Source organism: Actinomadura sp. (assembly GCF_044508335.1).
In the GTDB taxonomy this organism is placed as follows: Bacteria; Actinomycetota; Actinomycetes; order Streptosporangiales; family Streptosporangiaceae; genus Spirillospora.
Map to the genome: position 1 here is coordinate 2,542 of NZ_JBIQHY010000059.1, position 18,304 is coordinate 20,845.

General features: G+C 72.5%; 18 protein-coding genes. 5 read left to right on the forward strand and 13 right to left on the reverse strand.

Annotated features, from left to right (window positions below; translation table 11 throughout):
* Position 1 precedes the first annotated feature (1 nt).
* From ACIWVC_RS20165 to ACIWVC_RS20175, 3 genes are read right to left on the reverse strand one after another with little or no spacing between them, the layout of a single operon-like run.
* A complete protein-coding gene (locus tag ACIWVC_RS20165) occupies positions 2 to 262 on the reverse strand; it encodes a hypothetical protein (RefSeq protein WP_396447528.1) in 261 nt (86 codons plus the stop codon).
* An 11-nt stretch (positions 263 to 273) separates the two neighbouring features.
* Entirely contained in the window at positions 274 to 1,743 is a 1,470-nt protein-coding gene (locus ACIWVC_RS20170) for an FAD-dependent oxidoreductase (RefSeq protein ID WP_396447529.1), read from the reverse strand.
* Between the two features lie 5 nt (positions 1,744 to 1,748).
* Positions 1,749 to 2,660 (reverse strand): VOC family protein, encoded by a 912-nt coding sequence (locus ACIWVC_RS20175; protein ID WP_396447531.1) that lies wholly within the window; start codon positions 2,658 to 2,660, stop codon positions 1,749 to 1,751.
* Between the two features lie 144 nt (positions 2,661 to 2,804).
* On the opposite strand from ACIWVC_RS20175, the gene ACIWVC_RS20180 reads away from it, so the two are divergent.
* A complete protein-coding gene (locus ACIWVC_RS20180) occupies positions 2,805 to 3,641 on the forward strand; it encodes an SDR family NAD(P)-dependent oxidoreductase (protein ID WP_396447532.1) in 837 nt (278 codons plus the stop codon).
* 132 nt (positions 3,642 to 3,773) lie between these two features.
* On the opposite strand, the gene ACIWVC_RS20185 is transcribed toward ACIWVC_RS20180, so the two are convergent.
* Genes ACIWVC_RS20185 through ACIWVC_RS20200 form a run of 4 tightly spaced genes read right to left on the reverse strand, consistent with a single transcriptional unit; the run spans position 3,774 to position 8,527 of the window.
* Positions 3,774 to 4,958, reverse strand: a complete 1,185-nt coding sequence (locus ACIWVC_RS20185) for an acyl-CoA dehydrogenase family protein (RefSeq protein WP_396447533.1) — start codon at positions 4,956 to 4,958, stop codon at positions 3,774 to 3,776.
* A 22-nt stretch (positions 4,959 to 4,980) separates the two neighbouring features.
* A complete protein-coding gene (locus ACIWVC_RS20190) occupies positions 4,981 to 5,994 on the reverse strand; it encodes a 2Fe-2S iron-sulfur cluster-binding protein (RefSeq protein ID WP_396447534.1) in 1,014 nt (337 codons plus the stop codon).
* A complete protein-coding gene (locus ACIWVC_RS20195) occupies positions 5,991 to 7,661 on the reverse strand; it encodes an FAD-binding protein (RefSeq protein ID WP_396447536.1) in 1,671 nt (556 codons plus the stop codon). The genes ACIWVC_RS20190 and ACIWVC_RS20195 overlap by 4 nt, the downstream gene beginning before the upstream one ends.
* Entirely contained in the window at positions 7,658 to 8,527 is an 870-nt protein-coding gene (locus ACIWVC_RS20200) for an alpha/beta fold hydrolase (protein WP_396447537.1), read from the reverse strand. Before ACIWVC_RS20200 ends, ACIWVC_RS20195 begins: the two co-directional genes overlap by 4 nt.
* 314 nt (positions 8,528 to 8,841) lie before the next feature.
* Between ACIWVC_RS20200 and ACIWVC_RS20205 the strand changes: the two genes are divergently transcribed.
* Positions 8,842 to 9,447, forward strand: a complete 606-nt coding sequence (locus ACIWVC_RS20205; RefSeq protein WP_396447539.1) for a flavin reductase family protein — start codon at positions 8,842 to 8,844, stop codon at positions 9,445 to 9,447.
* Between the two features lie 56 nt (positions 9,448 to 9,503).
* Here ACIWVC_RS20205 and ACIWVC_RS20210 read toward each other — a convergent pair whose 3' ends face one another.
* Positions 9,504 to 10,424, reverse strand: a complete 921-nt coding sequence (locus tag ACIWVC_RS20210; protein WP_396447540.1) for an IclR family transcriptional regulator — start codon at positions 10,422 to 10,424, stop codon at positions 9,504 to 9,506.
* 178 nt (positions 10,425 to 10,602) lie between these two features.
* Between ACIWVC_RS20210 and ACIWVC_RS20215 the strand changes: the two genes are divergently transcribed.
* Together ACIWVC_RS20215 and ACIWVC_RS20220 are read left to right on the forward strand one after the other, a co-directional pair.
* The gene (locus tag ACIWVC_RS20215) at positions 10,603 to 11,475 is read left to right on the forward strand and encodes a TIGR03619 family F420-dependent LLM class oxidoreductase (protein ID WP_396447541.1); all 873 of its coding nucleotides are present in this window, start codon (positions 10,603 to 10,605) and stop codon (positions 11,473 to 11,475) included.
* Entirely contained in the window at positions 11,472 to 11,966 is a 495-nt protein-coding gene (locus tag ACIWVC_RS20220) for a nuclear transport factor 2 family protein (protein WP_396447543.1), read from the forward strand. Before ACIWVC_RS20215 ends, ACIWVC_RS20220 begins: the two co-directional genes overlap by 4 nt.
* A gap of 43 nt (positions 11,967 to 12,009) precedes the next feature.
* On the opposite strand, the gene ACIWVC_RS20225 is transcribed toward ACIWVC_RS20220, so the two are convergent.
* The 3 genes from ACIWVC_RS20225 to ACIWVC_RS20235 all read right to left on the reverse strand — a co-directional run bounded on the left by ACIWVC_RS20225 (position 12,010) and on the right by ACIWVC_RS20235 (position 14,639).
* Positions 12,010 to 12,873 carry an MHYT domain-containing protein gene (locus tag ACIWVC_RS20225; RefSeq protein ID WP_396447545.1) on the reverse strand — a complete coding sequence of 288 codons (864 nt, stop codon included), beginning with the start codon at positions 12,871 to 12,873 and terminating at the stop codon, positions 12,010 to 12,012.
* A gap of 109 nt (positions 12,874 to 12,982) precedes the next feature.
* Complete coding sequence (locus ACIWVC_RS20230) at positions 12,983 to 13,783, reverse strand: maleylpyruvate isomerase family mycothiol-dependent enzyme (protein ID WP_396447546.1); 801 nt, start codon at positions 13,781 to 13,783, stop codon at positions 12,983 to 12,985.
* Positions 13,784 to 13,793: 10 nt separating this feature from the next.
* A complete protein-coding gene (locus tag ACIWVC_RS20235) occupies positions 13,794 to 14,639 on the reverse strand; it encodes an SGNH/GDSL hydrolase family protein (protein WP_396447547.1) in 846 nt (281 codons plus the stop codon).
* A 96-nt stretch (positions 14,640 to 14,735) separates the two neighbouring features.
* On the opposite strand from ACIWVC_RS20235, the gene ACIWVC_RS20240 reads away from it, so the two are divergent.
* Positions 14,736 to 16,046: a PucR family transcriptional regulator gene (locus tag ACIWVC_RS20240; protein ID WP_396454423.1), complete on the forward strand. Its 1,311-nt coding sequence runs from the start codon at positions 14,736 to 14,738 to the stop codon at positions 16,044 to 16,046.
* 2 nt (positions 16,047 to 16,048) lie between these two features.
* Here ACIWVC_RS20240 and ACIWVC_RS20245 read toward each other — a convergent pair whose 3' ends face one another.
* Positions 16,049 to 17,815, reverse strand: coding sequence for an FAD-dependent oxidoreductase (locus ACIWVC_RS20245; protein WP_396447549.1), 1,767 nt, complete (start codon positions 17,813 to 17,815; stop codon positions 16,049 to 16,051).
* A 260-nt stretch (positions 17,816 to 18,075) separates the two neighbouring features.
* Entirely contained in the window at positions 18,076 to 18,276 is a 201-nt protein-coding gene (locus ACIWVC_RS20250; protein ID WP_396447550.1) for a hypothetical protein, read from the reverse strand.
* Positions 18,277 to 18,304: the final 28 nt, after the last annotated feature.

The window sequence follows — 18,304 nt, forward strand, 5'->3', positions numbered from 1 at the left end:
GTCAGCGGCATCCGGTCCAGCACCGACAGCGTCGCGACGATCTCCGATCGTCCGGGTCCGGGATGTCCAGGTCGTCGGCCAGATCCATGCGCCCGGACGCGTCGTAGGGGTAGACGCTCGCGTAGCCGCTCGCCACCACCGTGTGCTCGACCGCGCCGACCGACTCGAAGCCGCATGCCTCGGCGTGCCGGACGTACGCGCCGATCCACGCGGGATCGGCCGTCACGCCCGCCGCCACGGGGAGCAGGACGGCGTACCTCATGCGCGTGCCCCTCAGTCCGAAGATGCGGCGGCGGCCCGCCCGGCGCGGCGGCCGAAGAACGTGCCGTCGCCCAGGGACGTCCCGCTGATGTAGCCCTCGCCGTGGATGCCGGAGGCCGTGCGCCCCGCCGCGTACAGGCCGGGGATCGGTTCGCCGGAGTTGTTGCGGACCTCGCCGTCCACGGTGGTGTCCAGGCCGCCGAGGGTGAACCCGCCGGCGCCCGTCCCGGCGCCGTGCCTGCCCGCGCCGAAGAACCCGTCGCGCGGGTCGATCGCCGCGAACGGCCCCTTCAGCGGACGCAGCCACCTGGCGTCCTTGTGGAAGTAGGGGTCCTCGCCCCTCTCCGCGTACCGGTTGTAGGTCTCGACGGTCGCCTCCAGCGAGCCGGGCGGCAGGCCCAGGGACTCCTCCAGCTCCGCGATCGTCTCGGCCGCGTGCTTGGGGTGGACGCCCCACATGTCCGCTTCGGCGATCTCGTCGTACCCGGCCTCGTCGATGATCGCCCAGTAGGGGCCGGGCTGGTGCTGGACGGCCCGGTGGCTGAACAGGCCCGGGTAGACGTCCTCGTTGATGAAGCGGCGGCCGAGGCCGTCCACGAGCATGCCCCGGCAGATGACGGCGGGGTTGGCGGTGAGCGCGATCTCCACCGTCGCCATGCGGCGGGTCGCGGCGCCGACCGCGGTCGCCATGCGGATGCCGGACCCGTCGCTGGTGCCGTCGCTGACCTTGTCGTGCCCGAGCAGCACCGGCGCGTGGTCGGCGAGCATCTCCTCGTTGTCGACGAACCCGCCGGAGGTGAGGATGACGCCGCGGCGGGCCCGGTAGGCGACCCGTTCGGAGAACCTGCGGGCGACGACGCCTGCCACGCGGCCGCCGTCCACGACGAGGTTGGCGGCGTAGGTGTCCGGGTGGGCGGCGGCGCCCGCCTCGGCGACGGCCGCGATCAGCTTGTCCATCAGGATCCCGCCGGCGAACATCGGCGTCTCGGGGCGGTGCCCGCGCGGCGCGGGCCTGGCGATCGTGTTGTACGGCCAGGCGTTCTCGCCGAGCCACATCAGGCCGTCCTCGGTGTACGGCATCCAGCCCGGCGCGTCGAACAGGCTCTCCTTGAACGGGACGCCGCGCGCGCGGAACCACTCGAAGTGCTCGACGCTCTCGTCGCAGTACAGCCGCAGCTTCTCCTCGTTGGCGTGCGGGCCGAGCGCCGCCTTGAGGAACGCGAACATGTCGTCGGGCGTGTCGTCGAAGCCGCACGCCTTCTGCACCCGGGTGCCGCCGCCGAGGTACAGCTCCCCGCCGGACTGCGCGGACGTCCCGCCGGGGCCGCTCGACCGCTCCAGGACGAGCACGTCCGCTCCCGCCGCAGCCGCCTCGTACGCGGCGGCGGCGCCGGCGGCGCCGAAGCCGACCACGAGCACGTCGCACTCGTGGTCGAAGTCCGCCTCGGCGGCGTCGACCGGCTCCACCGAAGGCTTCGCCATCGGCGTCAGCCCTTCTTCTGCGGGACGAACGCGGCCAGCGGCTCGGAGCCCGACCAGTCGTGGCCCCAGTAGCTGTCCTTGGTGATCTCCTCGGCGGTGTAGTACGTCTCGTCCACGAGCATGCCCTCGCAGCCGTACTCGATGTCCCAGCCGCCGGGGGCCCGGACGTAGAACGACACCATCTTGTCGTTGGTGTGCCGGCCCAGCGTGGACGAGATCGAGAAGCCCTTCTCCTTGACGGTGTCGAGCGCGATGCCGACCGCGTCCAGGGTGTCGACCTCCACCATCAGGTGGACGAGGCCGGGGTCGCCGTCGTGCGGCGCCGGGCAGATCGCGAGGCTGTGGTGCCGCTGGTTGACGCCCATGAAGCGGATCCGGACGGCGCCGCCGCCGACCTTCATCGCGCCGCGCGGCAGGAACCCGAGCACCTCGTTGTAGAACGCGGCGGTCTCGGCGAAGTTCGGCGTCGGCAGGACGACGTGCCCCATGCCCATCGGGCCGGTGACGAACTTCTGCGCGAAGCCCGTGCGGACGGGGCTGTGGTCGAGCACCGGGCCGAAGAACACCTCGACGGGCGTGCCGCCCGGGTCGGTGAACGCGATGACCTCCTCGGCGTCGCGCTCCGCGGCCTCCTCGGCCGACAGCGCCGCGACGGCCGTCCCGGACTTCTCGACGGCCTCGCGGACCGCGGCCAGCGCGAACTGGTCGCGGACCTCCCAGCCGACGGCCAGCACCCGGTCGCCGTCGCCGGGCAGCACCTGGAGGCGCGAGCGGCGCTCGTCCATGCGCAGGTACAGGCCGTCGGGATCCGGGCCGCCGCCCTCGGCGAACCCGAGCCCTTCGAGGGCGAACTCGCGCCAGCGGTCGATGTGGCGGGTCTGGACCCTCAGATACCCCAGCCCTCGGATCTGCGTCACTGTCCTCGGTCCCTTCGATGTCGCGGGCCCGCGCTGCGGCGGTCCATGCTCAACCTGCCAAACCGGCCGGGGCGCCGCCCGCGGCTTCCCGCTCAGTGAGAGTCGCGCACCGGCCCGGGCCGGGCGAGCGGGGATGATCGCGGGATGACTGCAACGAGACCTGTCGCGCTGGTGACCGGGGCGAGCCGGGGCATCGGCCGGCGGACGGCGCTCGCGCTGGCCGCCGCCGGGCACGACGTCGCGTTCACCGCGCGCACCGTCGACGAGGGCGAGGGCCGGATACCGCCGCGGCACGGCACGGGCGACGCCATACCCGTCCCCGGCAGCCTGGCGCGGACGGCGGCGGAGCTCGAGGCGCTCGGCGCGCGGGCGCTCCCCGTCCGGATGGACCTGCTGGACCGGGAGAGCGTCCGGGCCGCCGCGCACACGGTGCTGGACGCCTGGGGCCGGGTGGACGTCCTGGTCAACAACGCGGTCGCGCACGTCGCCGGCACCCACGAGCGGTTCCTCGACCTGGACGTCGGCGTCGCCGAACAGGTGGTCGCCGGCAACTACCTCAACCAGATCGTGCTGCTCCAGGCCGTCCTGCCGGCGATGCTCGGCCAGGGCGGCGGGACGATCGTGAACCTCTGCTCGGGATCGGCGGCCGGCGACCCGCCCGGACCGCCCGGCGAGGGCGGCTGGGGCGTGGCCTACTCGGCGTCCAAGGCGGCGTTCGGGCGGCTCGCGGGCGCGATCAACGCCGAGTACCTGCACCGCGGCGTCCGCGCGTTCAACCTCGACCCCGGGTTCGTGATCACGGACGCGGGCGCGGCGCGCGGCGGCCTCGACTCCCTCAAGGAGGAGGGCTTCGAGGCGACGCCCGAGGAGGCTCCCGCGGCGGCCGTGGTCTGGCTCGCCGCGAACCCGGAGGCGGAGAGGTTCCTAGGCCGCGTGATCTGGACGCCCAAGCTGGTCGAAGACCTCGGCCTCCTTCGTTGACCTGCGGCGTGTCGCCCTTAACGGCGCGTTCATAAGGGCAACACGCCGCAAGTCGGCGGGGCGCTCAGATCGACGGGGCGCTTAGATCGGCGGGGCGCTTAGATCGGCGGGGCGCTTAGATCGGCGGGGCGGTCAGATCATCGAGCGCATCGGGCCCTGCGGGGGCTCGATGTCGAGGTCCGTCAGGGCCGTGACGTGGTAGACCGAGCCGGGCACGTGGATCGCGTGGGCGAGGCCGACGTGCGCGTCGCGCCAGAAGCGCTGGATCGGGTTGTCCATCCGCATCGCGTTGCCGCCAGACCGGACCACGATCTCGTTCATCGCCTGCACCGCCCGCCACGCGGCGCGCACCTGGGTGCGGCGCCCGGCGGCGCGCTCGGCGAACGTCGGGACGCGCCCGGACGCGACCATGTCGTACACGCGCGAGCAGTTGTCGAGCAGCGCCGTCCGGGACGCCTTGATCTCCTCGGCGGCCTCGCTGATCGCGTACAGCACGTACGGGTCGTCCTTGATCTTGGTGCCGGTGATCTGGACGCGGTCGCGCTGGTAGGCCAGGTGGTGGTGCAGCGCGCCCTCGGCGATGCCGATCACCGCGGAGGTGATGCCGAGCGGGAACACGCACGAGAACGGCATCAGGTAGGACGGGTTGGTCAGCCCCGCCTCGCGCGGCGCGGTGCCGTCGACGACCTTGGCGTACTCCAGCGTCCGGTACTTCGGGACGAACGCGTCCCGGACGATGATGTCCTTGCTGCCGGTGCCCTTGAGCCCGGCGACGTCCCAGGAGTCCTCGACGATCTCGTAGTCGGAGCGGGGCAGGATCAGGTGCAGCGACCGCGGCGGCATGACCATCTGGCCCTCCTCGTCGCCGAGCATCCCGCCGAGAAAGATCCAGTCGCAGTGGTCGGTGCCGGAGGAGAACTGCCAGCGGCCGTTGAAGACGTAGCCGCCGTCGACCGGGCGGGCGATGCCCATCGGCGCGTACGGGGACGCGATCCAGGTGTCGGGGTCCTCACCCCAGACCTCCTCGCGGACCTTCGGGTCGGCGTAGGCCATCTCCCACGGGTGGACGCCGACGATCCCGGCGATCCAGCCGGTGGAGCCGTCCAGGGCGGCGATGCCCATCACCGTCTCGGCGAACTCGCGCGGGTGGACCTCCAGGCCGCCGTGCGCCTCCGGCTGCAGCAGCCGGATCGCCCCGGCCTCGCGCAGGATCGACGCGGCCTTGTCGTCCAGCCGGCCGAGGGCCTCGTTGGACGGCCCCAGCTCGCGGATCTGCTCCGCCCTCTCCATGATCGTGTCAAGCACGCGGTTCGCCATCGCCTGTCTCCCGTGATGTGTTTCAGCCGTCGTAGGTGATCTTCAGCCGGTCGGTGACCGGCCTCGCCTGACAGGCGAGGATGAGGCCGTCGGCGAGATCCTGCTCGTCGAGGACCGTGTTGGCGTCCAGCGTGACCTCCCCCTCCAGCTTGATGCAGGCGCAGGCCGAGCAGTTGCCCTCCCGGCAGGAGAACGGGGCGTCGACGCCGGCGCGCAGCAGCGCGTCGAGCAGCCGGTCGGACTTCGGCCACGGGACGGTCTGCGTCTCGCCGTCCATCTCGACCTCGACCTCGCCCGCGTCCCCGGTGCCCTCCGGGGCCTCCTCCGGCTCCTCGAACGGGTCGCCCTCCAGCGAGAAGAAGCGCTCGACGTGGACGCGCACGCCGAGGCCCGTGAACGTGTCGGTGACCAGGTCCATGAAGACCTCCGGCCCGCACACGAACGCCTGCCGCCCCTTGTACGGCCCGGCCAGGGACCGCAGGACGGCGGGCGTCGGCAGCCCCTGCACCGACTCCAGGATGTGGACGACCGTCAGCCGGTCCGGGTGCGCCTCGGTCAGCGCCCGCAGCTCCTCGGCGAAGATCACCGACTTCTCGTCCCGGTTGGCGTAGAGCAGCGCCACCCTGCCGCTCCCGCCCGCCAGGCACGACTTCAGGATCGACATCACCGGCGTGATGCCGCTGCCGCCCGCGACGAGCAGCAGGTCGTCGTCCAGCGACGCCGGGGTGAAGGTGCCCGCCGGGCGCAGCACCTCCAGCACGTCGCCGGCGGTGACGTTGTCGCAGATCCAGTTGGACCCTAGACCGCCCGCGACCCGCTTGACCGTGACCTTCAGCCGGTCGTCGGTGAGCGGCGAGCTGCACAGCGAGTAGCAGCGCGCCGCCCAGCCGTCCCCGGCCGGGACCCGGACCGTGAGGAACTGCCCGGGCCGGTAGGTGAACCGGTCCCGGTCGCCCTCCGCGGGTTCGAGGACGAGCGAGTGCGCGTCGGCCGTCTCGTGGACGACCTCCACCACCCGCGCCTTCAGAGCCGTCATGACCGCTCCGCGGCCCTTCCGGCGGCGTGCCGCGCCGCGATGTAGCCGAACACGATGGACGGGCCGATCGTCGCGCCGGGACCGGCGTACTCGTTGCCCATCACCGACGCCGACGAGTTGCCCGTCACGTAGAGGCCCTCGATGACCGAGCCGTCCTCGCGCAGCACGCGGGCGTGCTCGTCCGACACGAGGCCGCCCTTGGTGCCGAGGTCGCCGACCTCCATCCGGAACGCGTGGTACGGGCCGCCCTCGATGACGTCCAGGTTCGGGTTCTTCAGGTTGGGGTCGCCGTAGTAGCGGTCGTAGGCGGAGTCGCCGCGGCCGAACTCGGGGTCCCGCCCCGCGCGGGCGTACTCGTTGAACTTGCGGACGGTCTCGGCCAGCGCGTCCGCCGGGACGCCGATCTTCCCGGCCAGCTCCTCCAGGGAGTCCGCCTTGAACGCGATGCCCTTGTCGTAGAACGCCTGCGGGATCGGCGCGCCCGGCAGGATCTGCGCGAACGGGTAGCGGGCGCGGGCCTTGGCGTCCATCACGAACCAGCACGGGACGTGCCCGCCGTCGAGCTGGTCGTGGACGAAGTTGACGTACGGCGCCGACTCGTTGGTGAACCGCTTCCCGTCCTGGCCGACGATCACCGACCGCGGGATGCACCGCTCCGACAGCAGCGGGATCACCGCGCCGGCCGGGTGCCGCACGGCCGGCATCCACCAGGCGTCGTCCATCAGGTCGAGCGCGGCGCCGAGCCGCTCGCCGGCGAGGATGCCGTCGCCGGTGAGCTCGCGGGCGCCCATCGCGAAGTCCTCCTGACCGCCCTTCGGCAGGTACTTGTCGCGCATCTCCTGGTTGTGGTCGAACCCGCCCGTCGCGAGCAGGACGCCCCTGCGGCCGCGGATGCGCACCGTCTCGCCGTCGCGGGTGGCGACGATCCCGGTGACGCGGCCGTCCTCGTCCGTGACCAGCTCGGTCATCGCGGTCTTCAGCCACAGCGGGACGCCGGCGTCCTTCAGCGCCATGCGGAGCCGCGCGGCGAGCGCCCGGCCGCCGGTCGCCATGTGGCGGCGGCGGACCATGTTGGACGACACGCGCCACGCCGCGACCAGCGACGCGCGGCGCCCCGCCCAGGTGCGCTTGGCCATCGCGAGGTCGTGGTAGTCCTTCGCGGTGATCCACAGGCCGAGCGGGCCCTTCATGCTGTTCGGCCGCTGGTACTTCTCGTCCTCGCCGAGCTTGCGGGTGTCGAACGGCTTGGCCTCGATGGACCGGCCGAGCGGGCGGCCGCCCTCGTACTCGGGGTGGTAGTCGGAGTAGCCCTTCGTCCAGAAGAACTTCATCCACCTGCTCTTGCCGATGAGCTCCATCGCGGCGGGGCCGTTGTCGATGAAGGCGTCCAGGCGCGCGCCGGGGACGCGGCCCTCGGTGAGCCGGTCGAGGTACGCGCGGATCGACTCGCGGCTGTCGTCGTGGCCGTGCGCCCGCAGCGTCGGGTTGTTCGGGATCCAGATGCCGCCGCCGGACACCGCGGTGGAGCCGCCGAACCGCTTGCCCTTCTCGACGATCAGGGCGGAGATGCCGGCGTCGTGGGCGGTCAGCGCGGCCGTCATCCCGCCGCCGCCGCTGCCGACGATGACGAGGTCGTACTCGTGGTCCCAGCCCCGCCCGGCGCTCATCCCTGCTCCTTGGCGGTCAGGAACGCGAGGACGGCGCTCTCCCAGGCGGCCTTCTGCTCGATCATCACCCAGTGCCCGCAGTTCGGGAAGATGTTCACCTGGACGTCCGGGATCGTCCGCATCGGGATGAGCGCCATGTCGACGGGGCTGACCCTGTCGTCGCGTCCCCACGTGATGAGCGTCTTCGCCCTGAGCTTGTGGAGCATCGCCCAGTACGGCGGCTCGTCGGACGCGGCCATCGCCTTGTCGCGGGCGGCCATCGCCTTCGACCCGTACATGCGGCGGGCGGCGGCGAGCGTGTCGGGGTCGGTGGCCTGCTGCCAGCGCTCCTCGATCATCTCCTCCGTCACGACCTCCGGGTCGTAGACCATGGAGTGCAGCCACCGGACCAGGCCCTCGCGGGTCGGGTTGTCGGTGAACTCCGCCAGCAGCTTGATGCCCTCGCCGGGCGCGGGGCTGAAGACGTTCCGGCCGATGCCGCCGATCGTGACCAGGCGCCCGACGCGGTCCGGGTGCCGGAGCGCCACCTGGGTGGCGATGATGCCGCCCATCGAGTTGCCGATCACGTCGACCCGGCCCAGGTTCAGGCCGTCCAGGAACCGGACGACGGCGCCGCCGGCCGCCATCATCGGGTGCTCGCCGGTCGGGTCGCTGACCCCGAACCCGGGGAACTCCAGCACCAGGCACCGGAAGTGCTCGGCGAACCGGGGGAGGTTGCCGCGGTAGTTCCGCCAGCCCGTCACGCCCGGCCCGGACCCGTGCAGCATCAGCAGGGGCGGGCCCTCGCCGGCCTCGTGGTAGCGCAGGACGCCCCGGTCGGTGGCGAGTTCGCGCAACGTCGACTCGTAGGTCAGCTCCGCAGGCATGATCTCCCAGTCCTTCGGACGGTGGCTTGACGTGAACGTAATTCCGGCCGGGGCGGGGTCACCCGGTGGATCCCGATCAGCGGGACGCGGGTCTCATCGGCGCTCTCCCCGGCCGGTTCGGCGCGCGCTTCCACTCAACGGGACCGGTGCGCGCCGGCCGCCGGGGGCATGCCTACGTTCAGGCGCACCGGCCACTTGACCGGCGACGCGCGGACCCTGCTTATTGGACGATGCCGCTTATTGGGCATTGTTGTCGGACATGTTGTTGTTGAACCTGGACGTCGACCGTCCCGCACCGAGCCCGAGGTGAACAGATGCCAGCCGAGCCAGCGCTCACCGCAGACACCGGCCGCACGCCCGCCGCGTCCGACGCCGCCGCGCCCGATCCGGCGGAGTTCCGGAAGGCGATGGCGGAGTTCGCCACCGGGGTCACCGTGGTCACCGCCCTCGACGGCGGCGAGCCGGTCGGCTTCGCCTGCCAGTCGTTCGCGTCGGTGTCGCTGGAGCCGCCGCTGATCCTGTTCTGCGCGGACAAGCGGGGCCGGTCGTGGCCGCGGATCCGCGCCGCGGGGCGTTTCTGCGTGAACGTGCTCGGCGAGGAGCAGCGCGACCTGTGCGAGCGGTTCGGCTCCAGCCGGGGCATGAAGTTCGAGGGCCTGGAATGGGACGTGTCGCCGTGGGGAGCGCCCACGCTGCCGGACGTCCTGCTCGCCGTGCACGCCGTCGTCCACGACATCCACGAGGCAGGCGACCACGAGGTGGTGATCGGCCGGGTCCTGCAGGTGGAGCGGCACGACGTCCGGGACGGGGTGTGGCGGCGTCCGATGGTGTTCTTCCGCAGCCGGTTCGGCGTCGGCGAGCCCGACGCGCCGATCGCCCCGGACCCGTGGGGGCTGGGCGACCGGTGGGGCTGGGGCTGACGCCCCGTGCGCGTTCGGGCCGTGTTCGTTCGGCCCGTGTTCGTTCGGGCGCGGTGTCACATCCAGGTGCCGCGTCCGTCCACGGCGACCAGCCGGTTCAGCGTCTCGGGCGACCACGTCGGCTCCTCGCTCGTCCGGCCGGGGGCGCGCCGGGCGCGCGGGCGGCCGGTGCCGGCCGCCGAGCCCGGGAAGAGGATCTGGGAGATCTCGCGGGCCGCGGTGACCACCAGCGGGGCGACGTTCTCCAGCGGCGTCCGGATGTCGCCGGCCAGGGAGATGCCGGCGACCGGCCCCTCGTCGCCGCGGATCGCCGCCGCCACGCACGCGATGCCGGGGAACGACTCGCCGCGCTCGAACGCCAGGCCGCGGCGCCGCCGGATGCGGTGCAGCTCCTGGTGCAGCGTGCCCAGCTCGCCGATGGTGCGGCTGGTGAGGCGGCTGATGTTGTCGCCGAGCAGCGCGTCCACCTGCTCGGGCTCCAGCCACGCCAGCATCGCCTTGCCGAGCGCGGTGCAGTGCGCCGGGGCGCGGCCGCCGACCCGGGACGGCACGGACGCGGCGAGCCGCCCGCCGAGCTTGTCCAGGTAGAAGACCTCGGCGCCGTCCAGCACGGCGAGGTGCGCGACCAGCCCGGTGGTGACCTGCAGCTCGTGCAGCAGCGGGGCCGCCGCCTCCCGGATCTTGCCGTGCCCGCCGTCCTGCCCGCCGAGGCCGAGGGCGCGCTGGCCGAGGCCGTAGCCGAACGAGTGGTGCGCGAGCCAGCGCTGCTTGACCAGCTGGTCCAGGATCCGGTGCGCGGTCGAGCGCGGCAGCCGGGTGCGCCGGGCGACGTCCTCCAGGGTCAGCCGGGCGGTGGGCCCGTTGAACGCGTCCAGGATCAGCGTCATCCGCTCGATCATCGACGGCGGCGACTCCCGCCGTGCGGCCGTCCCCGCCACCGTCGGCGCCGCTGCCCCGTGCGTCATCGCCTCGGTCATCGCACCTCCCAGAAGCCGACTGAAATGAATTCTTGTTACCTGGAATGTAGCAATCGCTTGGTCTCCTGTGAAGGGGGGACATATGCCCAGGTCAGCGAAGTCTTTGCTGCGGAATCCGATGTCCTGGCTGTTCCGGATGCCGTGATAGAACGTTTTCCTGCCTAGGAGGGGAGCCACAATGCGTGTCGGCATCGTCACGCCGGTGGTGGCGCAGCCGCCGCCCGCCGGCGCCTGGGAGCGGGACGCGGGCATCGAGGAGATCGCGGCGATCGCGGAGACCGCCGACCGGCTCGGCTACCACCACGTCACCTGCAGCGAGCACGTCGCCGTCCCCGCCGGGGCGGCCGAGCGGCGCGGCGGCGTCTACTGGGACCCGCTCGCCACCTTCGGCTACCTCGCCGCCCGGACGTCCCGCATCCGGCTCGCCACGCAGGTCCTCGTGCTCGGCTACCACCACCCGCTCGCGATCGCCAAGCGGTACGGGACGCTCGACCGGGTCAGCGGCGGCCGGCTCGTGCTCGGGCTCGGCGTCGGCAGCCTGGAAGAGGAGTTCGACCTGCTCGGCGCCCCCTTCGCCGGCCGCGGCGCCCGCGCCGACGACGCCCTGGCCGCCCTCCGCGCCTCCCTGGGGCGCCGCGTCCCCGAGTACCACGGCGCGTACTACGACTACTCGGGCCTGGTGGTGGAGCCGCACGCCGTCCAGGAGCGCGTCCCGCTGTGGATCGGCGGCCGTTCGGGACGCTCCCTGCGCCGCGCCCTGACCGCCGACGGCTGGGTCCCGTTCGGCCTCCCGCTGAAGACCCTCGCCGAAATGCTGCGCGAGGCCGACGTCCCGCCCGGTTTCGACGTGGTCCTCGCCCCGTCCCGCCCGCTCGACCCCCTCGCCGACCCCGCGGCGGCCGGCGCCGCCCTCGCCGGGCTCCGCGACGCGGGCGCCACGATCGCCGGCGTGAGGTTCGCGTCCGCGTCCCCGGCGCACTACCGCGAGCAGCTCGCGGCCCTGCGCGACCTGGCCGGCGACTACGGCCTGGCCTTCGAGGAGAAGCAGTGACCGTCGAATCCCGCCTCGCCGCCCTCGAAGAGCGCCTCCGCGCCCTCGAAGACGAACGCGAGATCACCCGCCTGATCCTCTCCTACGGACCCCTGGTCGACAGCGGCTGCGCCGCCGGCGTCGCCGCCCTGTGGGAGCCCGGCGGCGTCTACGACGTGGACGAGATCCTCATGACCGGGCGGCCCGAGATCGAGGCGATGGTCCGCTCGCCCGCCCACCAGCGCTGGATCGCCGGCGGCTGCGCCCACTTCATCGGCCCCCCGCACGTCACCGTCGACGGCGACGAGGCCACCGCCGTCGGCTACACCCTCATGATCGTCAACAGGGACGGCTTCGTCCTGCGCCGCGCCACCGCCAACCACTGGCGCCTGCGCCGCACCGAGGACGGCTGGCGCGCGGTGACCCGCACCAACCGCGTCCTGGACGGACGCGAGGAGTCCCCCGATCTCCTCGCGTCCCACTTCCCCCACGCCACCCGCCACCGCCCGTGACGGCCGGCCCGGCCGTCAGGGGCCAACCGTCAGGGGCCAACCGTCAGGGGTTGGGGCCGCCGAACCACTCGCCGGCCTGGGAGCGGGAGTCGGCGGGGGTGATCGGGGCCGGCGGGCGGGGTCCGGACCGGCGGGTGCGGGCCTCCTCCAGGCGCTCCTGGAGCCGGGCCTCGATGCGCATCTCGTCCTCGCTCGGGGCCATCGCGATGATGATGAGCAGGATGGTCGCGACCGCGCCGACGCCGCCGACGAGGGGCAGGATGAAGTCGACGGCCTTGACGCCCTCGGGGGTGGTCTCGTGCGCGTGCAGGTGGACGCGCATGGCCGCCATGCCGGTGTAGTGCATGCCGGTCACCGCGACGCCCATGATCAGCGCGGCGCCCGCCGTCGCCCACATGCCGCGGACCGTGAGCGCGAACCAGAGCGCGGCGGTCGCCGCCACCAGGGCGATCACCACCGACAGCGCCACCAGGGCGGGCTGGTAGCCGAGGTCGGCGGACATGTTCATGGCCGCCATCCCCATGTAGTGCATGCTCGCCACGCCCGCGCCGGTGAGCACGCCGCCGAGGATGATCGACGCGGTGCCGGGGCCGGTGAAGCCGACGATGAACAGCCCGATCGCGACGACCACGATCGCGACGAGGCAGCTCAGCAGGGTGAGCGGCACGTCGTAGCGGATCTCCGCGTGCGGGACGCTGAAGCCGAGCATGGCGATGAAGTGCATCACCCAGATGCCGGTGCCGCCGATGGCGAGCGCCGCGAGGCCCAGCCAGGACGCCCGCGAGCGGCCGGACGAGGCCCGGGCGCGGGCCGTGCACATCAGCCCCAGCAGCGACCCGATGAAGGACATGATGTACGCGGCCACCGGAGTCAGCAGGCCGTAGGAGAAGTGGTGCACTTCCGCCATGAAGTTCCCCCCGGAACGGTCCAAAATGTGATCGCCGCATCATAGCCATGGTGATCAACACAAATCGAACGCGATTCCAGTGAGCGGATGAGCGGATCGGCGGAACCCCTCAGGGGGTGACGGACATGGCGGCCAGGATGCGGGCGGCCAGGTCCGCGTCGCCCTTGACGCCGACGGTCACCGCGTCGGGGGTGCAGCGGCCGGCGGTCAGGCGGACGTAGGTCTCCCAGTCCATGGCGAGTTCTGCGGTGGGAGCGGAGGGCGCCGCCGACAGGGCGCCGCGGCCGTTCTCGTCCACCGTGACGGCCGCGTCGAAGTCGGGCGGGCCGGTGATGGCGAACGTCACGGACTCGCCGGGGGCGGCCTTGGCGCGGCGGGCGACGATGAGGGGCAGGACGGGGCTGAAGAGCTTCCAGAAGCAGTGCGCCGCCGGGGCGTCGAGGTTGCCGGGGCGTCCGGTCGCGCGGCGGATGTCCTGCTCGTGGGTCCAGCAGTCCATGGCGCGGACCAGCATCAGGCGGGAGTAGGGGCCTTCGCGGCCGTCCGGGATCCTGACGACGCGGTCGGGGTCCAGGGTGGGGAGCTGCACGAGGCGGCGCTCCAGGGCGTCGGCGAGCTCCGCCGCCACGGCCGGGCCCGGGACGGAGCGGCGCGCGTGCACCGCCGCCTCAAGGGCCCGGCCGAAGTCGTTGCGGATGTGCGGGAAGTCGGGGACGTCGATGTCGGGGGAGGGATCGCCGAGGAGATCGAGCTCGATTCCCACCAGGTGGGACACCTGGTCCTTGACCGTCCAGCCGGGGCATTCGGTGGGCCGGTCCCAGTCGTCGTCGGTGAGCGTCGCGGCGAGCGCGAGGGTCGAACGGACCGTCTGCTCGAAGGCGGCGGTGTTGGCGCGCATCTCCTCGTTCATGCTCCGGAGACTACGCTCCGAGGGCGTTGCCGATGATGTCGGCGTAGGCGGCCTCGCCGCGGGCGTTCGGGTGCAGGGGGGCGGCGGCGTTGAGGGGGACGTAGCCCTCGATCCAGCGGCGGGACGCGGACTGGCAGGCGTCGTGGCCGGCCGAGGGGGTTACCAGGTCGATGTAGGTGGCGCCGTGGGCGAGGGCCTGTTCGCGGATGACGGCGTTCATGGCGTTGACGGCGCCCTGCAGGAAGTTCGCGTCGGTCGGCAGGACGGGCTGGATGGGCCAGCAGCCGTTCTGCTTGATGTAGAGGCCGTATCCGGTCACGACGATGCGCGCCTTCGGGGAGCGTGCGCGGATGCCGTCCAGGACGGCGCTCATGCGCGGGCCGAGGTCGCGGGTCTTCTGGGCGACCTCGTCCTCGAACTCGCCCTTGCAGGGGGTGGCGGTGGGGTCGAGGTTGACGCAGTCCTCGGCGACGCCGACGAGCCCGACGTCGTTGCCGCCGATGGTGAGGGTGACGAGGGTCGTGGACGCGGTGAGGGCGTCGAACTGGGGCGGGACGGTGCCGGTGTCGACGCCGGCGACGCTGGTGCTCTGCGGTTCGGTCATGTGCTTGGTCCGGGCGCCGCTGCAGGTGACGTCGTGCAGGTCGGCGCCGAGCGCGTCCGCGAGCTCGTGGGCGTAGTTGTGGGTGGAGCGCCCGCAGCCGATCGGTCCGGTGATGTTCGGGATGAGCGGCCCGGAGGCCATCGAGTCGCCCAGCGCGACGTACTCCACCGTGGCCGCGTGGGCGGGGGTCGCGGCGAGTGCCGAGCCCGCGAGGACGAGTGCGCCGACCATGCCGTACAACAGACGCTTCATGCCAACTCCCGGCGTCATGGACGATGTCGCCGTGATCGTCCAGAATCTGGACAGACCGTTCAATTGGCGTGAAAACAGACTCTTGCGGGAGCCGTTGTGACGCGGGACAACACGGCGGGGGGCAGCACGGCGAGGGGCAGCACGGCGGGCGGCACGGCGGCGGGCGGCACGGCGGCGGGCGGCACGGCGGCGGGCGGCACGGCGAGGGGCGGCGCGGCACTGAACGGCGCGGCGCTGCGCATGGCGGGGCGGCCGCTGGCGGCCCATCTGCGGGCCCGCGCCCCGCAGCTGACCCGGCGCGTCGTCGCGCGGCTGCTCGCCGAGCTGCCCGTCTACGCGGAGCTGCCGCAGGAGGAGGTCGCCGGGGACATCGCCGGGATCGTCCAGCACAGCCTCCGGCAGTTCGCGGACGTGCTGGAGCGGCGCCGCCCCGCCGGGCCGGAGGAGTTCGGCAGGCAGCGCGACTCGGCGGCGCTGCGGGCGGAGGAGGGCGTGCCGCTGGACGCGATCCTCACCGCCTACCAGATCGGCGCGGCGATGGCGTGGGACGAGCTGGCCGCGGGCGCGGAGCCCGCCGACCTGCCCGCGTTCCAGGAGGCGCTCGGCTACTTCCTGGACTTCCAGCGGCTGCTGATCTCCTCGGTCAGCGCCGCCTACCTGGAGGTGCGGCAGATCCTCGACAGCCAGGAGCACGGCGGGCGGCACGCCCTGATGACCGCGCTGATGACCGGGGAGACCGCGGGGCACCGCCCGGCGCCCCGCTACGCGGTCCTGGCGCTGGCGTTCGCCCCGCACCCGGACGAGGCGGGCGCGGGCCAGCGCGCCCGGATCGCGGCCCGGCGCAAGATCCGCCGGATCCGGACCGTGCTGGACGAGGTCGCCGACGAGCCCGCCTTCACCGCCCTGGACTCCTCCGGCGGGACGGCCCTGCTGCCCTACTCCGCGGGCTGGGACGTCCTGCACGACCTGGTCGCGCGGGCGGCGAAGTGCGCCGACGTCCCGGTCACGGCGGCGGCGGAGATCACCGGCCCGGCCGGGATCCCCGCCGCCGTCGCGCAGACCGCCGAGATCATGGACCTGGTCCGCCGGGCGGGCCGCCCGCCCGGCCTGTACCGGCTCGCGGACGTCCTGCTGGACTACCAGCTCAGCCGGCCGAGCGGCGCGCTCCCCGGGCTCGCCGCGCTGCTCGCGCCGCTCGACCGCAAGCCCGAGCTGCTGCGCACGCTGGAGCGCTACCTGGCCTGCGACCTCGACCGCCGGGCGACGGGCGCGGCGCTGCACGTGCACCCGAACACCGTGGCGTACCGCGTCCGCCGCATCAGCGCGCTGACCGGGCTCGACCCCGCCCGGCCGGGCGACCTGCAGTTATTGCACGCGGCGCTGATCGCGCGCCGCGCCCTTCCGTAGGGTCACCGGCCGGGCCACCGCGGGTCGAGGATGTCGAACTCGTGCGGCAGCCGCAGCGCGTAGCGGAGCTTGTCCTTGAGCTTGAACGGCACCCACAGCGGCTGCTCGTACAGCTCGTGGACGTCGCACCGGTCGGCGTTCGAGCCGGCCGCGTCCAGCAGGGCGTTGACCGCCTGCCGGCCGCCCTGGTTGGCGCCCTCCATGGTGGTGACGTTGATCGGGGTCTTCACCCAGTCCCCGGCCAGGAACAGGTTCGGGATCTTCGTCTTGGACGCCGGGCGCAGCCTCCACGACCCGGGCTGCTGGATGAACAGCGGGGTCTCGTTGGTGACGCCGCCGCTCCCGTTCGGGACGATCGCCGGGTCGAGGAACCAGGAGTGCAGGTCGGCGTCGGTGAGCAGCGTCTCCCCGCCGTCGTTGAGGTGCGCCTTGATCTGCTTCCAGGTCTCGGCGGCGATCTCGCCGGGCGTGCAGTCCACGGCCCGCTTCTTGTTGAACGTGCCCGGGGTGAACCAGTCGGAGATGATCGACGACAGGCAGTCCTTGACGGTCCCGTCGCCGTAGGTGGAGAAGTCCCGCTTCCAGAACTGCTCCTGGCTGATCGACGTGACCGCCCACGTCGAGTCGCCGTAGTTCACGTGGCCCGGGGCGAGCGGCAGCTTCTTCTTGAGGAAGAACTGCAGCCCGGTCATCCAGTCGGTGCGCAGGCCCTTGATGCCGGCCAGCGACGGGTCGGCCTTCAGGACGGCGTCGCTGAGCAGGCCGGTGACCCGCTCGCACGGCATCGCGACGATGAACCAGTCGGCGGAGATGGCGGACTTGCCCTTGACGCCCGCGGACGTGATCTTGCCGTTGGAGACCGTGAGCGAGTCGACCTCGTACCCCACGTTGAACTTGACGCCGAGGTCGCGCAGGTGCGCGATCCACGGGTCGAGCCACATCTCCGACGACGACCCGTTCAGCACCCGGTCGACCGACCCGCCCGGCTCGTTGCCGAGCCCGAGGATGCTCCACACGGTGGCCTCGCCGACCATCGCGATGGAGTGGGTGCTCGCGTCCTTGGACTTGGTCGCGGCGAGGTTGCGGATCGTCCCGTCGGCGATGAACTTGTTGTACTCGTCGGAGAACCAGTCGGCGCGGATGTAGTCGGCCCAGGTGATGTTCTCCCACTGCCCGAGCTTGCGCTCGTCGCAGCTGGTGACGTAGACGAGCAGCTTCTGCGCGGCGAACGCGGCCTCGGTCACCGACAGCCTCGCGACCGTCTGGAGCCCGGACGTGATCGTGGCGAGGAAGCTGTTGACGTCGTAGATCGACGAGTGCGGCGGCAGCGGGAAGGGGAACGGGATGGTGAGGTCGGGGCGCCCCTGCCTCGACATCATGTACGCGTCGGCGCGGACGAGGTTGTCCCAGGTGCCCTTGGAGTTGCCCGGGAACGGTGTGCGGCGCATGTTGTCGGTGAGGTTGAAGTAGAAACCCGGGAAGAAGCGGAACCCGTGCTCGCCCGGCAGGTCGAGCCTGCCGCCCGTCCCGGTGCCCGGCGGGAAGATGCTGCGGGCCTTGCCGCCGAGGGCGGTGCGCTCGTACACCTCGACCTCGAAACCCCGCTCGATCAGCTCGTGCGCCGCGGTGAGGCCGGCCACGCCGGCGCCGAGGACGGCGACCCGCCGCCCGCTCGCCGCACGCGCGGGGATCGGCCCCATGGCCATCGCCCCGGCGGTGGCGGCGCCCACCACTCCCGCGTCTCTGAGGAACCTTCTGCGTGTCGTCACGGCGACCCTCCAGGTGCCAGGCCCCCGACCCAATAAGTGGTGAGTTACTTGTAACACGCTATTAGCACCCTGCCAATAAGGCGGGACGCGCCGACTCCGGCCACGGCGGTATCGGTCCGGTCCGAAACAGCATCCGGAAACACAGCACCCGGAAACACAGCACCCGAACCAGCATCCGGAAACAGCAGAAGACACCGGACGCGCACGTCCGGTGCCGCTCCGCGCTCAGCGCGGGAAGGATGCGGGCGCGGCCGGGCCGCTCAGCCGGCGGCCGCGCCGGGATGCTCGGTGCGGAGGTGGTGGTGGAGCGCGGACAGTTCCAGGTGCGGCTGCTGGCAGCGCACGCAGGCCCAGATACCGTCCGGGATGGTCACACCGTGCTTCGCGGCGTCGTCACGCGCGCACAGCATGGTGTAGGTCTGGACGAGGCGCCGCCACGTCCGCCGGACCGCCGATGACATTCCCGCTCCCCCTCCGGGACGACTCTGC

Bases quoted from the DNA above. Each gene is read 5' to 3' on its own strand.
- ACIWVC_RS20235 (WP_396447547.1), bottom strand. From the start codon at position 14,639: ATGAAGCGTCTGTTGTACGGCATGGTCGGCGCACTCGTCCTCGCGGGC.
- ACIWVC_RS20195 (WP_396447536.1), bottom strand. From the start codon at position 7,661: ATGAGCGCCGGGCGGGGCTGGGACCACGAGTACGACCTCGTCATCGTC.
- ACIWVC_RS20190 (WP_396447534.1), bottom strand. From the start codon at position 5,994: ATGACGGCTCTGAAGGCGCGGGTGGTGGAGGTCGTCCACGAGACGGCC.
- ACIWVC_RS20200 (WP_396447537.1), bottom strand. From the start codon at position 8,527: ATGCCTGCGGAGCTGACCTACGAGTCGACGTTGCGCGAACTCGCCACC.
- ACIWVC_RS20230 (WP_396447546.1), bottom strand. From the start codon at position 13,783: ATGAACGAGGAGATGCGCGCCAACACCGCCGCCTTCGAGCAGACGGTC.
- ACIWVC_RS20165 (WP_396447528.1), bottom strand. From the start codon at position 262: ATGAGGTACGCCGTCCTGCTCCCCGTGGCGGCGGGCGTGACGGCCGAT.
- ACIWVC_RS20225 (WP_396447545.1), bottom strand. From the start codon at position 12,873: ATGGCGGAAGTGCACCACTTCTCCTACGGCCTGCTGACTCCGGTGGCC.
- ACIWVC_RS20215 (WP_396447541.1), top strand. From the start codon at position 10,603: ATGCGTGTCGGCATCGTCACGCCGGTGGTGGCGCAGCCGCCGCCCGCC.
- ACIWVC_RS20250 (WP_396447550.1), bottom strand. From the start codon at position 18,276: ATGTCATCGGCGGTCCGGCGGACGTGGCGGCGCCTCGTCCAGACCTAC.
- ACIWVC_RS20185 (WP_396447533.1), bottom strand. From the start codon at position 4,958: ATGGCGAACCGCGTGCTTGACACGATCATGGAGAGGGCGGAGCAGATC.
- ACIWVC_RS20180 (WP_396447532.1), top strand. From the start codon at position 2,805: ATGACTGCAACGAGACCTGTCGCGCTGGTGACCGGGGCGAGCCGGGGC.
- ACIWVC_RS20205 (WP_396447539.1), top strand. From the start codon at position 8,842: ATGCCAGCCGAGCCAGCGCTCACCGCAGACACCGGCCGCACGCCCGCC.
- ACIWVC_RS20170 (WP_396447529.1), bottom strand. From the start codon at position 1,743: ATGGCGAAGCCTTCGGTGGAGCCGGTCGACGCCGCCGAGGCGGACTTC.
- ACIWVC_RS20210 (WP_396447540.1), bottom strand. From the start codon at position 10,424: ATGACCGAGGCGATGACGCACGGGGCAGCGGCGCCGACGGTGGCGGGG.